The 16036-nt window shown below is 59.9% G+C and carries 12 protein-coding genes; 5 read left to right on the forward strand and 7 right to left on the reverse strand.

The annotated features are described in order from the left end of the window. The first annotated feature begins 217 nt into the window (after nucleotides 1-217). Complete coding sequence (locus LQE90_RS06475) at nucleotides 218-1933, forward strand: lipopolysaccharide biosynthesis protein (protein ID WP_231088232.1); 1716 nt, start codon at nucleotides 218-220, stop codon at nucleotides 1931-1933. Between the two features lie 87 nt (nucleotides 1934-2020). Here LQE90_RS06475 and LQE90_RS06480 read toward each other — a convergent pair whose 3' ends face one another. Both LQE90_RS06480 and LQE90_RS06485 read right to left on the reverse strand, forming a co-directional pair. Next, complete coding sequence (locus tag LQE90_RS06480; protein ID WP_216528710.1) at nucleotides 2021-2674, reverse strand: LysR family transcriptional regulator substrate-binding protein; 654 nt, start codon at nucleotides 2672-2674, stop codon at nucleotides 2021-2023. A gap of 15 nt (nucleotides 2675-2689) precedes the next feature. Continuing rightward, complete coding sequence (locus tag LQE90_RS06485; protein ID WP_114566289.1) at nucleotides 2690-4033, reverse strand: phenylacetate--CoA ligase family protein; 1344 nt, start codon at nucleotides 4031-4033, stop codon at nucleotides 2690-2692. Nucleotides 4034-4307: 274 nt separating this feature from the next. Between LQE90_RS06485 and LQE90_RS06490 the strand changes: the two genes are divergently transcribed. Next, the gene (locus tag LQE90_RS06490; protein WP_114566171.1) at nucleotides 4308-5240 is read left to right on the forward strand and encodes a LysR family transcriptional regulator; all 933 of its coding nucleotides are present in this window, start codon (nucleotides 4308-4310) and stop codon (nucleotides 5238-5240) included. A 140-nt stretch (nucleotides 5241-5380) separates the two neighbouring features. On the opposite strand, the gene LQE90_RS06495 is transcribed toward LQE90_RS06490, so the two are convergent. The 3 genes from LQE90_RS06495 to LQE90_RS06505 form a co-directional block, all read right to left on the reverse strand. Then, a complete protein-coding gene (locus LQE90_RS06495; protein WP_216528709.1) occupies nucleotides 5381-6904 on the reverse strand; it encodes an IMP dehydrogenase in 1524 nt (507 codons plus the stop codon). Nucleotides 6905-7117: 213 nt separating this feature from the next. Next, complete coding sequence (locus LQE90_RS06500; RefSeq protein ID WP_114566169.1) at nucleotides 7118-8509, reverse strand: sodium-dependent transporter; 1392 nt, start codon at nucleotides 8507-8509, stop codon at nucleotides 7118-7120. Between the two features lie 158 nt (nucleotides 8510-8667). Next, complete coding sequence (locus tag LQE90_RS06505; RefSeq protein WP_216528708.1) at nucleotides 8668-10119, reverse strand: aminopeptidase; 1452 nt, start codon at nucleotides 10117-10119, stop codon at nucleotides 8668-8670. A gap of 249 nt (nucleotides 10120-10368) precedes the next feature. On the opposite strand from LQE90_RS06505, the gene LQE90_RS06510 reads away from it, so the two are divergent. Then, entirely contained in the window at nucleotides 10369-13482 is a 3114-nt protein-coding gene (locus tag LQE90_RS06510) for an ABC transporter ATP-binding protein/permease (protein WP_216528707.1), read from the forward strand. Nucleotides 13483-13668: 186 nt separating this feature from the next. On the opposite strand, the gene LQE90_RS12515 is transcribed toward LQE90_RS06510, so the two are convergent. Both LQE90_RS12515 and LQE90_RS06515 read right to left on the reverse strand, forming a co-directional pair. Beyond that, complete coding sequence (locus LQE90_RS12515; protein ID WP_216528706.1) at nucleotides 13669-14001, reverse strand: type II toxin-antitoxin system RelE/ParE family toxin; 333 nt, start codon at nucleotides 13999-14001, stop codon at nucleotides 13669-13671. Continuing rightward, entirely contained in the window at nucleotides 13985-14350 is a 366-nt protein-coding gene (locus LQE90_RS06515) for a delta-aminolevulinic acid dehydratase (RefSeq protein WP_114566165.1), read from the reverse strand. The genes LQE90_RS12515 and LQE90_RS06515 overlap by 17 nt, the downstream gene beginning before the upstream one ends. Nucleotides 14351-14567: 217 nt before the next feature. Between LQE90_RS06515 and ngr the strand changes: the two genes are divergently transcribed. Further along, a complete protein-coding gene (gene ngr, locus LQE90_RS06520; RefSeq protein WP_114566164.1) occupies nucleotides 14568-15170 on the forward strand; it encodes a nigerythrin in 603 nt (200 codons plus the stop codon). A gap of 154 nt (nucleotides 15171-15324) precedes the next feature. Continuing rightward, nucleotides 15325-15900 (forward strand): beta-class carbonic anhydrase, encoded by a 576-nt coding sequence (locus LQE90_RS06525; protein ID WP_114566163.1) that lies wholly within the window; start codon nucleotides 15325-15327, stop codon nucleotides 15898-15900. Nucleotides 15901-16036 lie beyond the last annotated feature (136 nt).

Genomic DNA, 16036 nt, shown 5'->3' on the forward strand with positions numbered 1-16036 from the left:
GGGAACAGGGGGACAGTCTCGAACGGAGCCGCCCCGGCCCGTGTCGCAACAGGCGCGGAGCCTCCAACCGCGCCCAGCACGGCCAGACACAAGCGCGCAAGGACGCGCACGCCCTCGTTTGCTGCTGCTATGAATCTTAGGGGACCAACTGCGCACGACCCCTATAATGCTCAAGGAGAGACAACGACACACGCAGCGAAGGAGCTCGACGCAGCTTATGGACCGCATGCCGCGGAACAACTCCGAACAAGAACAGCGCAGCCAGCCCACCCGGGCGCTCCATCAACGCACCGCGCCCGAGCACGAGGCGACCGAGCGCGCGCCGCTGCACGCAACCAGGCGCAGCGCCCAAGATCCGAACCCGCAAACACAGCCCGACAGCGCCTCCGATCAGCGCGGGAACCGCGCACGTCGCGCGGCGAAAAAGCCTCGCAAGCCCAGCTTCATCACGCGCGCCGTCAACCACTGGTGCAACCGGCTTCTGGGGGCCGTATCCGAGCGCTCCCTTTCGGCGCAGCAAGAAGAATACGCCGCCGGACGCACCACGCGCGACTACGTGTGCAACACGCTGGGCATCGCTACGTGGGGCATGGTGTTTCCCTTCCTCACCATCGTGGTCACGCAACTGGTGGGCGTCGAGCAAGCCGGCATGTTCTCGCTGGCGTTCGTCACCGGCACGCTGCTCATGATCCTTGCCAACTACGGCGTGCGAACCTTTCAAGTGTCCGACCTGGCCGAAGAGCATTCGTTCGCGGACTACCAGGTAAACCGCTGGATCACGTGCGCGCTCATGGTGGTTGTCGGCGTGGCGTACTGCTCGATTCGCGGATACACCGATCACATGCTGACCATCAGCTTGGGCGTGTACCTCTACAAGATGATCGACGGCCTGGCCGACGTGTACGAGGGGCGCCTGCAGCAAGTGGACAAGCTCTACCTTGCCGGAATCTCCCAAGCGTTTCGCTCGGTCGCCGTGTTCATCGTGTTCTCGTTGGTGCTGCTGATCACCCGCAACCTCGGCGTTGCCTGCATCGCCATGGCCGTGGTGGCCGCCGCCACGTTCCTGTTCCTCACGTTTCCGCTGGCCCTGTTCGAAACGCCGAAATCGCGCCGCGTGAGCATGGGCAACGTGGGTGCGCTGTTCAAGCAGTGCTTCCCTCTGTTCGCAGCGCTGTTCATGTACGCGCTCATCGACAACATGCCGAAATTCGTGATGGAAGGCGTGCTCAGCTACGACAACCAGCTGTACTTCAACGCGCTGTACTTCCCCGCCCAGGCCATCCTGCTGACCATCGGCCTCATCTACAAGCCGATGCTCGTCCGCATGGCCGAAGCATGGGCCGACCCCGGCAAGCGGAAGCGGTTCGATCTGACCATCGTGGCCGTGCTGGCCGTCATCGTTGCCATCACGTTGGTGGTGGCAGGCGTTATGGCGACCATCGGCATTCCCCTGATGAGCTTCATGTACGGCCTTGACTTCGAGCAATTCCGCGGCCTGTGCTTCATCATGCTGGCCGCAGGCGGGGTAACGGCAGCCATCGATTTCCTGTACCAGGTGATCACCGTGCTGCGCCGCCAGAAGGCCGTCACGCGCCTGTACCTGATCACGTTCGGATTCTCGCTGTTCGTTCCCATCCTGCTGGTGAACTTCACGGGATTGCCCGGCGCGGTGATCGGCTACCTCATTGTGATGTGCATCCTGTTCGTGTTGCTGGTCAGCGAATACATCGGCATCCGCATGGGCTTCTCCAAAGCCGAAGCCCCGCGCGAAACCGCCCCGCAGCAAGCCGACCGCCCGCGCCCCAGCGAAGCACGCGCCGAACGAGCGCGGCGCGAACGCGTGCTGGAAAAACGCGGCGCGCACGCGGGACCCGTCGTGAGCGAAGAGGCTCGCGACCTGGCCGGCAGGCGCCATCCGAACGACAACGAGTAAACGACGAGGGGGACGAGCGCGGCATCGCCGCCCCCGTCCCCCTCGTTTCAAGAGCTGCCGTCTCGCCTGCATGCGGCGGCAACCTACTTAGAATCGAGCGTACTTGACCAGGTTCTTCTTCAGCGTGTCCACGAAACGCTGGGCGTTCTCGTCCAGCTGCTCGCCCTTGCGCACCACGTAGCCCAAGTGCAGCGACACATCGGTATCAAGCGGCACGGTGTTCAGCCCGGCGCCGTCGGAAATACCCACCAAAATGCCGCTCGTCACCGTATAGCCGTTCAGTGCCACGATCAGCTCCGAAAGCGACGCGCGGTCGGTGCAGGCAATGCTCTTGGCACGCGGCACGCCCGCAAGCGCCTCTTCAGCGAAGGCAACCGGAGAATCCTCGTCCTGCTCGAAATACAAGTAGGGATAATCCTCCATATCCTCCAGAGTAAGGCTGGCAGCGTTCACCATGGGGTGGCTGGCCGGCAGCGCAACGCGCGGGGCCGACTCGATAAGCTCCACGAATTCAAGACCCGCATCGTCAAGTGCAGCGTTCAGCGTTTCAGCGGAAGCCGACGTCTGAAACAGCACGCCCAGCTGGCTTTTCCCCGACGCAACATCATCGATGACGCCCTGCGTGCTGCGATCGCGCAGCGCATACGCGTACGCATCGCCGCCCAAAGCCAGAACCACATGGGCGAACGTCTGCACGTTGAACAGATAGTGCTGACCGGAAACTGCAAAGGTGTTAGCCATGGGTAGAATCCTTCCCTATCGAGTCTGGCAGCTGCGCTCGTCAACGAAGCGCGACGCCTTGTGCTCCGACGACGTTCCCAGCTTACCCGCATCATACACGATGACCTTCTGCGGACGCACGCCCACATGCGCCTTGATGGCCGCCATCGTGCGCTTCGCCACCTCGTCGTAAGGCTCGTCGCTACCCAGCGCACGCTCCACGGACACTTCGTACTTGCACGTGAAGTCCTGCTCGTACACGCGAATGGAATACTCGCCCGTCAGCCCTTCCAGGCCGCGCACCACGAACTCGATATCGCTCGGGAACACGTTGACGGCGCTCACGATGAACATCTCGTCCTTACGGCCCGTAATGTGAATGCGCGCAAGCGTGCGGCCACACTCGCACGTATCGGTGCTCACGTAGCCGATATCGCCCGTACGGAAGCGAATCATCGGGCGCGCCTTCTTGCTCAAAGTGGTGTACACCAGCTCGCCCGTCTCGCCCGGAGCCAGCACCTCGCCCGTGTTCGGGTTTACCGTCTCGACCAGAATCTGGTCCTCCACGATGTGCAGGCCGTCGTGAGCCTCGCACGCCGCAGCGCATGCGCCGTAAATGTCGGACAGACCGTAGAAGTCAACAACCTTCGCGCCCCACAAGTCCTCGATGCTTTCGCGCGTGGATTTGATGGAACCGCCCGCCTCGCCAGCAACGATGATGGTGTGGATGTTGAAGTCGGTGCGCGGGTCGTATCCCTTCTCCTTCGCCACCTCGCCCAAATGCCATGCATACGAAGGCGATGTCCAGATAACCGTCGGCTGGTACTGCTTCAGCACGAACAGCAGACGGTCGGACGGCACCGCGCCCACCCAGATGGCCAGCGCGCCCAGCCGCTGCGCGCCGATGACGTCGGGGCCGCCCACGTACAGCGCGAAGTTGAGCGCGTGCACGTAGCGATCGTTCGGGCGCATACCAGCCTGCCAGAACAGACGCGCCTCGGTGTCCTGCCACAGGTCGAAGTCCTCCTGCGTGAACGGGCTCACCGTGGGCACGCCCGTGGAACCCGAAGACGTGGCCATGAAGATGACCTCTTCCTCGGGCACCGAGCACATCTCGCCGAAGAAGCTTCCCACGTGCTGCGTTTCGCGCTCGGTCTTCTTGTCGATGAACGGGAACTTCGCAATGTCCTCAAGCGTTTCGATGTCGGAAGGCTTCACGCCGGCCTCGTCGAACGCGCGCTTGTAGTACACGGTATTCTCGTACGCGTAGGCCACCATATCCTGCAATCGCTGCAGCTGCAGCTCCTCCAGCTGGGGCCGCGGCATGCACTCGATCTCCGGATCGTAGTACTTCTGATCGTAGGGGATGTCCTTCGCCATGAGATGCTCCTTGTTCGTTTCGTCTTTCGCGCTGCCGCCGCGCACCGTCGACCGAAATCGCTCAAACGATTCGCCGAGTTGCGCGGCGCGCGCTTCCCTGAAGAAAGAAACGCCCGCATGCGCCGAATCGTTTTGCGCGCGAAGCAGCGTATTGCATGAAACCACGAACAGCCGCTCAATACAACCATATAAGTCATTCAATGTTTTGATGCTTTGCTATCGATATTGACGATAACCCGGTAGAATAGCGACCAGAACGAAGAAAGGGGTCCTTATGACGCTTCAACAGCTCCGCTACTTAATAGCCATCGCAGAATACGGATCCATCAACGCCGCCGCGCAAAACCTGTACGCCTCGCAGTCGAACCTGTCCACCGCCATAAAAGAACTGGAAAGCGAACTGGGCATCACCGTGTTCACGCGCAGCAACCGCGGCGTCACCCTCACCAATGACGGCACGGAGCTTTTGGGGTACGCCCGCCAAGTGGTCGAACAGGCCGACATGCTGGAGGCGCGCTACCAGAACAAGGGAGCCGCGCACCTGCGTCTTGCCGTGTCCACGCAGCATTACGCGTTCAGCGTGCAGGCGTTCGTGAACGTAGTGGAAGCATGCGACGCCTGCGACTACGAATTCATCCTACGAGAAAGCACCACGGCGGAGATCATCGACGACGTGCGGGCGTTTCGCAGCGAAGTAGGCATCCTCTACACCGACAGCTTCAACCGACGCGTCCTGCAAAAAGCCTTCGACGACGCCGATGTGGCGTACGCGCCCCTTTTCGACGCCGACGTTCACGTGTTCGTCGGCGAGCACCATCCGCTTGCGAAGCGCGACCGCATCGCGCCCGACGACCTGGCGCCCTTCCCACGTTACTCGTTCGAGCAGGGAACCACCAACTCGTTCTACTATTCCGAAGAGCCCCTGAGCTATCTTCCGCACGCGCGCAATATCCGCATTTCGGACCGCGGCACGCTCACTAACCTGCTGACCAGCCATAATGGCTACACACTGTCCACCGGCGTGCTTTCGGCCGAAATGCAATCCGGCATAGCCAGCATCCCCTTGGATACCGACGAAGGCGAGCGCATGCAAGTCGGCTACATCATGCACAACGAGCGACGCCCCAGCCCGCTGCTGCTGCGCTACATCGAAGAACTCCATGCCATCATTCACGCGAATCCCAGCGTGGAAGCCCGGGAAGACTGATCGAGCGATTCGCGCCCGGCTCCGAAACGCCCGCCCTGCCCGACGCGCCGAGCACTCCCTTTGCACCGTGCTCGGCGCGTCAAAAAAGCGGGGCAACCCGAAGGCCGCCCCGCTCGCGAATCCGTTTTTCCGACCGCGTCCTAGTGGCCCGTGTTGCTCACGTAGGGGGTCTTGTCCTTCAGCAGAACGTCGTGCGCGCCGCCTTCCACAATGGACGTGCTGGACACGATGGTCAGCTTCGCCTTGTCCTGCAGCTCGTCAATGGTGAGCGCGCCGCAGTTGCACATGGTAGAGCGCACCTTGGAAAGCGTAAGCGCCACGCCGTCCTTCAAAGCGCCGGCATACGGCACGTAGGAGTCGACGCCCTCTTCGAACGTCATACCCTTCTTGTCGCCGCCCAGGTCATAGCGCTGCCAGTTGCGAGCGCGCGCCGAGCCTTCGCCCCAGTACTCCTTCATGTACGAGCCGTTCACCATCACCTTGTTCGACGGGCTCTCGTCGAAGCGTGCGAAGTAGCGACCCAGCATGACGAAGTCGGAGCCCATGGCCAGCGCCAGCGAGATATGGTGGTCGTACACGATGCCGCCGTCGGAGCAGATGGGCACGTACACGCCCGTCTCCTTGAAGTACGCGTCGCGCGCAGCGGCAACCTCGATGGTGGCCGTGGCCTGGCCGCGGCCGATGCCCTTCGTCTCGCGCGTGATGCAGATTGAACCGCCGCCGATGCCAACTTTGATGAAGTCGGCACCTGCATCGGCCAAGAAGCGGAAGCCCTCGGCGTCAACCACGTTGCCCGCGCCGATCTTCACGGTGTTGCCGTAGTGCTCGCGCACCCATTCGATGGTGAACTTCTGCCAGTCGGAGTAGCCTTCGGAGCTGTCGATGCACAGCACGTCAACGCCGGCTTCCACCAACGCGGGAATGCGCTCGGCGTAGTCGCGCGTATTGATGCCGGCGCCCACCATGTAGCGCTTGTGGTCGTCCAGCATTTCGTTCGGGTTGGACTTATGGGAATCGTAGTCCTTGCGGAACACCAGGCTGACCAGGTGATCGTCCTCGTCAACGATAGGCAGCGAATTCAGCTTGTGATCCCAGATAATGTCGTTCGCCACTTTCAGGGACGTGCTGACCGGGGCCACGATCAGCTTCTCGCGCGGAGTCATGAAATCGGCGACCTTCTCGTCCAAGGACATGCGGGACAAGCGGTAGTCGCGCTCGGTTACCACGCCGAGCAGCTTGCCGGTAGCGGTGCCGTCCTCGGTCACGGGCATGGTGGAGTGGCCAAGCCTCTCCTTCAGCTCTACAACCTGGGCCAGCGTCATGTCGGGAGACAGGTTGGCGTCGCTCGTGACAAAACCAGCCTTGTAGTCCTTCACGCGCGACACCATCGCGGCCTGGCTCTCAATGGACTGAGAACCGTACACGAACGACATGCCGCCCTCGGTGGCAAGCGCCACGGCCATGCCGTCGTCGGACACGGCCTGCATGATAGCCGAAATCATGGGGATGTTCAGCGAAATGGGGCACTCTTCTTCGCCCTTGCGGTACCTGACCAGCGGCGTCTTCAGGCTGACGGCAGCCGGAACGCACGTAGACGGCGAGTAGCCGGGAACCAAAAGGTACTCGTTGAATGTACGGGACGGCTCGTCGAAATAATAGGCCATGAACTCCTCCATCTGCTGTCGGCATGTCGCTTCGCTCGCGCGGCCGGCGCGGGCGACGGTCGGCAAGGGGACGACGTGCGCGAACGCCCCGCATAGCAACCGTTACTCAAGTGTTATCCGCTATTATAGCCACGGGAAAGCCGGAAACGCGAGGTTCCGCCCGGGAAAACTCCGAATATGAAGAAATATTCGCGTCGCAGTTCGCGAAAGACGCTATCCAAGCCCCATCCACGTGCGAACGATAGGCACGTAGCCCATCACGAACACGGCCAGGATAAGAACGGGCAGCACGAACCGCATGTATCCTCGAGCCCACCGGGGAAAGCCAAGGCCCTTGCCGGTGTCGGCCTCGGCCACGAACGCCTTCCAACCCCATCCGCGCTTGCTCGTGCAGAACAAAAGGAACACGAGCGCGCCCAGCGGCAGCACGTTGTTCGACATGAGGAAGTCCTCGATGGCCTGGATATTACCGATGCCCGGCACCTCCACGCCAGCCCACACGTTGAAGCCCAGCACGCAAGGCAGCGAAAGCAGCGCCAGCGCAATGCCGTTCACCAGGCAGGACTTCTTACGGGACCAGCCCCATTGATCCATGCCGAAGCTCATAATGTTCTCGAACACCGCGATCACGGTCGACAGGGCGGCAAAACTCATGAACAGGAAGAACAAGGTGCCCCACAGCTGACCGAACGGCATTTGCTCGAACACGCTGGGCAACGTGATGAACACGAGGCCCGGGCCGCTTCCGGGCTCGACCCCGAAAGCGAAGCATGCCGGGAAGATAATCAGACCCGCCATAAGCGCAACCAGCGTGTCCAATCCCGCGATGCGCACGGCTTCGCCCGCCAGCCGATGACGCTTGTCAATATAGCTGCCGAAGATGGACATGGACCCTACGCCCACCGAAACCGTGAAGAACGCCTGACCCATGGCGGCAAACACCGCATCGGCAAACGTTCCCCACCCGCCTGCGAACAGCTTTCCGAAATCGGGCATGAGATAGAACTCGAGGCCAGCCTCGGCTCCCGGAAGCGTGATCGCGCGGACGCACAGCACGGCCAACACGGCGAACAGGGCAACCATCATGAGCTTCGTAACGCGCTCGACGCCGTTGCGCAATCCGGCGCGCGTCACCAGCACGCCAATGACGACCACCGCAAGCATGAACGCCGTCATCTCCAAGGGATTCGCCAACAGCCCGTTGAACACGCCTTCCACGCCGGAAGCGTCCATGCCGTTGAACGTGCCCATTGCAGTGAGCAGCATGAACGCCAGCATCCAGCCGGCCACGGTGGTGTAGAACATCATGAGCAGGTAGTTGCCCGCCAAAGCCGCCCACTTGAACCGGTGCCATTTGGACCCCTGCGGCTCCAGATCGTCGAAACTGCGCGCGACGCCTTTTTGGCTCGCGCGGCCGACGGCGAATTCCATGACCAAAATGGGCAACGCGAAAATAACCAGGAAAAGAAGGTACAGCAGCACGAATGCCGCGCCACCGTACTCGCCGGTAATGTAGGGGAAACGCCAAACGTTGCCCAACCCAATAGCGCATCCCGCACTGATGAGGATGAACCCCAACCTTGATCCAAACTGCTCCCGAGCCATAAGCGCCTCGCTATCTGAAAGCGCCCGAACCGGACAGCGGCTCGGGCGCGCACGTACAATGCGAGCAGTGTAGCGGAAAGGGGGCCGAAGCACCAGCAATATAATCGACTCGTGCGCACGCGATCGACCACGTGCGCACGAGTTTTGGAATCGACGCGCTACGCGTTCTTCAAAAACGCTTCGTAGCCCTTGAACGCCTCGTAGATGTCGGCTTTGCTCGTAACCTCCCACGGGGAGTGCATCGACAACACAGGCACGCCCGAGTCGATAACGTCCATGCCGTGCTCGGCGGGAATGTAGGCGATGGTCCCGCCACCGCCCGCATCCACGCGGCCCAGCTCGGCCGTCTGGAACGACACGCCGGCATCGCCCATGATGCGGCGGATGCGCGCCATGTATTCGGCGCTTGCGTCGTTCGAACCGCTCTTGCCGCGCGCGCCGGTGTACTTGTTGAACACCAGGCCACGACCTAAGAAAGCGGAATTCTTAGCCTCGAAAACACTCGCGTATGCAGGATCGAATCCTGCGGACACGTCGGAGGACAGCATGCTCGACGAAGCCAGCGCGCGAGCCAACGGCAAAGGACCGCCCTCGCCAGCAAGCTCCATGACCTCGGCTATCGTGTTCTCGAAGAATCGCGAGGCCATACCGGTAGCGCCCACGCTGCCAATCTCCTCTTTGTCCACCAGCACGCATACCGCGGCCTTGTCGAGCATCTGATCCGCCATGGCCAGCTGCGCGGCCAGGGACGTGAACGCGCATACGCGATCATCCTGCCCATAGCCGATGACCATGCTGCGGTCGAAGCCCAAGTCGCGCGCACGACCGGCCGGCACCACTTCCAGTTCAGCCGAAAGGAAGTCCTCTTCGGCGATGTCGTACTTCTCGGCCAGCAGCTTGAGCGCGAACGCCTTCACCGGCTCCTTTTCCGCCAGCTTTTCGAAAGCGGGCCTGTCGTCCGCCGCTTCAGACGTCGCTTCGCCTTTGCCTTCCCGCTCGATCAGAAGCGGACGGTTTCCCACCAGCAGGTCAAGAGCCTCCCCTTCAACGACTTCCGACGCCTTCTTGCCCATCTGCTGGCTCGCCAGGTGAATGAGCAAATCGGTCACGCAGAATACCGGGTCGCCCGGATCGTCGCCCACCTGCACGTCCACCACGGAACCGTCGGTCTTCGCCACCACGCCATGCAAAGCAAGCGGCAGCGTAACCCACTGGTAGTGCTTGATGCCGCCATAATAATGCGTGTCCAGAAGCGCGAAGTCGTTCGCCTCGTACAACGGATTCTGCTTGACGTCAAGGCGCGGCGAATCAATGTGCGCACCCAGAATGTTCAAACCGGCCGTCAGCGAACCGGCACCCAACTGCACTAAAATGAGCGCCTTGCCATGGGCGAGCGCCCATACCTTGTCGCCCGGCTTGAGCGTCCGACCTTCGCTCACAGCAGCCGCCAAAGGCCGGTAGCCAGCGGCCTCGGCCATGGTCACAGCAGTTGCCGCGCACGCACGCTCGGTTTTGTTTTCGGAAATGAAATCGATGTACTCGGCAGCTAGATGCTCAAGAGCTTCCAGGTCAGCTTCGTCGTACTTTTTCCAGGCTGTCTCGTGTTCCATACGCTTCCTTTCGCACGTCCGTTAGTTCAGGGTCATTATCGCTGCTGACGCCGTGTATGAAGGGCCTCGCAAGGAATTTCTTGAAGAAACCAAGGTAGGATGTTCAAGGTAACCGTTCGGTAACTCGGTGGAGATTGGGAATTCGCGGTTTATTCGAAGCGAGAAAATTTACTATAGAAACTAAACTAATTGCAAACGCACATTGCGCGCCGTGCACCCGGCAACGAGTCGCGCATTGAAAGGCGCCCCATGCTGCAACTTCTGAACATCTGCAAGTCCTACACTACAGCCGATTTCACCCAAACCGCCCTCGACAACGTATCGGTGTCCTTTCGCGATAACGAGTTCGTCGCCATTCTGGGTCCTTCCGGCTCGGGCAAAACAACCCTGCTGAACATTGTGGGCGGCCTGGATCACTACGACTCCGGCAACCTTATCATCGACGGCATATCCACCGAGCAGTACAAAGACCGCGATTGGGACGCCTATCGCAACAACCGCATCGGCTTCGTGTTCCAAAGCTACAATCTGATCCCGCATCAAACGGTGCTTGCCAACGTGGAATTGGCGCTTACGCTATCAGGCGTTTCTCGCGCAGAACGCCATGATCGGGCGGTCGAAGCGCTGCGCAAAGTAGGACTGGGAGATCACGTCAACAAAAAGCCCAGCCAACTGTCCGGCGGCCAGATGCAGCGCGTCGCCATCGCGCGCGCACTCATCAACGACCCCGAAATTCTTCTTGCCGACGAGCCTACCGGCGCGCTCGATTCGAAAACGTCGGTGCAGATCATGGACCTGCTGACTGAAATCGCGAACGACCGCCTTGTGGTCATGGTCACGCACAACCCCGAGCTGGCCGAAGAGTACGCTACCCGCATCGTCACCCTTGCCGACGGCGTTATCCGCGCGGACACCGATCCCTTCGACCCCAGTTCGGAGGATCTACGCGTCAGCGACAAGCCCGTACGCCGAACGAACATGTCGTTCCTGACCGCACTTGCACTGTCGTTCAAGAACCTCATGACGAAAAAGGGTCGCACGCTCATGACGGCGTTTGCGGGGTCGATCGGCATCATCGGCATTGCGGCCATCCTTTCGCTTGCCAACGGCGTGAACAACTACATTAAGAACGTCGAAGAAGAAACCTTGTCCGAATACCCGCTGCAAATCCAAAGCACCGGATTCGACATGACGTCGATGATGCTGGGAGCCGCCGGCGTTGAGAGTGACGTTTCAGCAGGTCAGGGAGCCGCAGAAAGCGACGGAGAAGACACTGTCCGCGTGGCTGAAATGATCACCAACATGGTTTCAAGCATTGGATCGAACGACCTGGCGTCGCTCAAGGCGTACTTCGACAGCGGCGAAAGCGATATCGATCAGTACACGAACGCAATCGAGTACACGTACAACGTCGCGCCGCAGATATACAGCTCGAACACCGAAAAGCTCCGCCAGGTGAACCCGGACAAATCGTTCTCGGCGCTGGGGCTGGGCTCGACCACCAGCTCGAACAGCCTCATGTCCATGTCCATGAGCACCGACACGTTCTACGAAATGCCCAGCGATCCCGACCTGTACGAAAGCCAATACGACGTGAAAGCGGGCAGATGGCCCAGCAACTACAACGAGGTCGTACTCGTGCTAACGGGGAACGGAGCCATCAGCGACCTCATGCTGTACACCATGGGCCTTCGCGACTCGGCCGAACTTGACGACATCGTGAAGAAGTTTGCCGCAGAAGAAGAGATAACGGCTCCTACCGACATCGAACAGCCCTCCTACGATCAAATTCTCGACGTGTCGTTCAAACTGGTGAACGCCACCGATTATTACGTCCGCGACAACGAGTTCGGCGTCTGGAAGGATAAAACCGATGACACCAACTACATGCTGGATCTGGCGTCGAAAGGCGAGGACGTCAAAATCGTAGGCATTGTCCAGCCGCGCGAAGACGCAACCGCCACTATGCTCAGTTCGGGCATCAACTACCCCGCGTCCCTCACCAACCACGTGATCGAGCAGGCAGCCAACAGCACCATCGTGAAAGACCAGTTGGCAAACCCCGGCACCAACGTGTTCACTGGAAAGCCCTTCGGCGAAGAGGATGAAAACGACGGCGGCTTCGCCATGGATTCGCTGTTCACCATTAACGGCGACGCCCTGCAAGCGGCATTCACCATCGACCAAAGCAAACTCTCGGTCGACATGTCCAATGCGCTCAACCTGTCGTCCGGGCTTCAGAACATGCCAGCGGTCCCCGAGCCGAACATGGACGAGATCGCCGGGAAGATCAAGTTCGAGGTCACGCCCGAGCAAACCCGCGACATCGTCGATAACGTCATGGCCGGATACAAAAAGTACCTGCTCACCCATCCGATCGACCCTAGCGATCCCGACGCGTTCAACAAGAGCTTCTCCGATTACATGGCGACGCCCGAAGCCCAAGCCATCATCGTCGCATCCGCAGCGGGCATTGCGACGGAAAGCGACCTGCAAGCTCAAATCGCCACCGCCCTGCAAGGCTATATGCAAACGACTATGACCACGTACATGGGAGCCATGGCAACCGAGCTGCAAACGCAGGTCACCGCCGCGCTGCAGCAATCGATGAACCAGATGGCCGCCAACATGGCCTCCGCCATGTCCATCGATCCCGACAAGTTCAAAGACGCGTTCCAGATGAACATGAGCGAAGAGGAATTGGGCGAGCTTATGATGTCGCTCATGAGCAGCGAAGACGCCTCGTATGACAACAACCTCAAGAAACTGGGCTACGCCGACCTCAACAAACCAGGCGCTATCGACATCTATCCTGTCGATTTCGAAAGCAAAGAAAAGGTCATCGAGATTCTGGACGCCTACAACGATCGCATGACCACCGAAGGCCAGGACGACAAGGTGATCACGTACACCGATTTCGTAGGAACGCTCATGTCCTCGGTTACCGACATCGTGAACATGATCAGCTACGTGCTGGTGGCGTTCGTGGCCATTTCGCTTGTGGTATCGTCCATCATGATCGGCGTCATCACCTACATTTCGGTTCTCGAACGCAAAAAGGAAATCGGCATCCTGCGCTCCATAGGCGCGAGCAAGGGCGATATCAGCCGCGTGTTCAACGCCGAGACCATCATCGTGGGCTTCACGGCCGGGCTTATCGGCATCGGCACCACCGCGCTTGCCTGCATCCCCGTCAACGCGATCGTGTATTCCCTGTTCAACGTAGCCGACGTAGCGTCGCTGCCGTGGCAAGCCGCCGTTATCCTGGTTGCCATCAGCGTGTTCCTCACGTTCCTGGCCGGCCTCATCCCCTCGAGCGCCGCAAGCCGCAAAGACCCCGTGGAAGCGCTAAGAAGCGAGTAGTACGACAGCCCTCGCCCACGAACGCTAACGCTTCGCACCGCCTTTTCGAGCGAGCGGCCCAAACAGGTCGCTCGCTTTTTTATGCGGAACGCAGCGCGGCGAAGGGGCAGAACAAGGGCATGCACCGCGGCCTTTCGTCCCCCTGCCGCAGCCCTCGCGCCGCGCCCGCGCTCCGCTCCTCGCCCCTTACTCCGAACCACCCCATTCCGTCACGAACCGTTCGTACAGTCGCGCCTGATGAAAGAGCCGCAAGAACCAAACCACCTCGCCGTCTATGCGATACACGATGACGTACTTGAGAACGTAGTGCTCCCTATAGGAACGACCGAGCCAACGAGGTCTGCTGGAAACAGCGTTTATAAACGGACTACATGCTAAAAGTTCCTTTGCGCGATCCACGGCACGCACCATACGTTCAGCAGCATTCGGCGAACCGCAATCAACCATCAGGTACGACAGGACATCTCGAAGATCATCATCGAATGCATCTGCTACGCAAATACTAAAATCCGTATTCATTCCGAATCCCAGCGCGCATATCTTCGTACGTCATATAGCGCCCCTCCTCGATATCGCGCTCAGCCTCCTCAACCCTTTCCCTCACCGAGACCACTTTCTTTTTCAAAGAGCAGTATTGCTCGATCAGCTCCTCGCCCTCGTAGCCTTCCGAGATCAAATGGCGCAGGATATCAACCGTCACGTCTTCGTCTTCCACCTCAAGCGGCTGAAGGAACATCCCTTTGTCGGTCCAAGTGCACAAGGCGTAATCCCCAAAGCCAGCCTTTTCGTATATTTTCGCCGGGATGGTGATCTGCCGCTTGCTCGATATTTTGATAGCTTGAGGCTTCTCCAAAACCGCAACGTTCATATCCTTCTCCTTACCAAGCGCTTGGTTCTTGGCGGTAGTATACCATAAGGGTACATCTGTTCGCAATATTAGAGCCGTATGAACTTTGTGCGAAGCCTTGTCATCCGTTTCGGTTATCCTCTTGCATGCACCTGGCGTTCAGGGTAGTATTTCAGTTAATGAGATTTGTTCTCATTAAGATGAGAAGACGAACTAAGACGAGAAGGAGCATGCATCCATGAAAGTGCGCGCGCAAATCCCCACCGCTGAGAATTCCACGAACATGAACGGCTTCGGCACGTGCGAAGTTGGCTCCACCCTCGACAACCTGAAGGCTGCCATCGGCGGCGAGACCGGCGCCTCCGCGAAGTACACCGCTTTCGCCAAGGCTGCCAAGGAACAGGGGTACGACCAGATCGCGCGTCTGTTCGAGGCAACCGCAGCCGCCGAGCAAATCCACATCGGCCTGGAGTACGCCTTGGTCGCCGACATGGAGCCCGGCTACGAGAAGCCCGCAGCTCCTGATTGCTCCGGCGCTCAGACCGACCTGAACCTGATCTCCGGCGCGCAGGGCGAGATCTTCGAGACCTCCGACATGTATCCGGCATTCATCAAGAAGGCTCAGGAAGAGGGCAACGCCAAGGCCGTGCAGGTGTTCACGCGCGCCAAGCTGGCTGAGTCCGTGCATGCCGAGCGTTACCTGGCCGCATACAACGACCTCGACGCTGCCGACGACGACGCTTTCTATCTGTGCCCCATCTGCGGTTATATCCACAAGGGCGAGGATTTTGAGAAGTGCCCCATCTGCTTCTGCCCGAAGGCTTCCTTCAAGGCGTTCTAAGCTAACTTTTTCACCTGCGCAAGAAACGGCCGCCCCATCGGGCGGTCGTTTCGCATTGTTTCATGCCGTTCGACCAACAACACGGACAACGCGAAAGCCCGGCAAACGCCCGTCGTTGCGCTATCATACTACCCTTCAAACAAGAGAGGGCACCATGAACCAACGTCAATGCATTACCGCATCCTCCACCGTCGAGGACATCCTCGCTCACAACCGCTCGTTCGTCGAGCAGCGCGAATTCGAGCGCTACGTCACCGACAAATACCCTGACAAAAAGCTCGCGATCGTCTCGTGTATGGATACGCGCCTGACCGAGCTGCTGGCCGCTGCGCTCGGCCTGAAAAACGGCGACGCGAAGATCATCAAGGTAGCAGGAGGCGAAGTTTCCCACCCGTTCGGCAGCGTGATGCGATCGCTCTTGATAGCCGTATGCGAGCTGGGCGTGGAAGACGTCATGGTGGTTGCGCACACGAACTGCGGAGCGCAACACATGAGCGGCGCGAGCATGGTGGAGAACATGAAACGGCTCGGGGTATCCTCTGAGCGCATCGATTTCGCACGCCATTGCGGTATCGACTTCGACCACTGGCTCGCCGGCTTCGGAGATACTGAGGAGGCCGTACGGAAGAGCGTCGACATGGTGCGCGCGCATCCCGTCATGCCTCCGCACGTGCGCGTCACGGGCTGCGTGATGGATTCGGAAACCGGAGAGCTCGCCATCATCTGCTAAGGGTAAGCCCCGCGCACAACGAAGAACGCATTGTCGCCCGAAACGTACGGTTTTGCCGCGAAAACCGTACGTTTCGGGCGACAATGTGCTTGCAGCAGTGTGCGCACGACGACGCGCGTACGATGACGTCGGCGAC

Origin of the sequence: Paraeggerthella hominis, from assembly GCF_021044775.1 — a bacterium.
GTDB lineage: Bacteria > Actinomycetota > Coriobacteriia > Coriobacteriales > Eggerthellaceae > Paraeggerthella > Paraeggerthella hominis.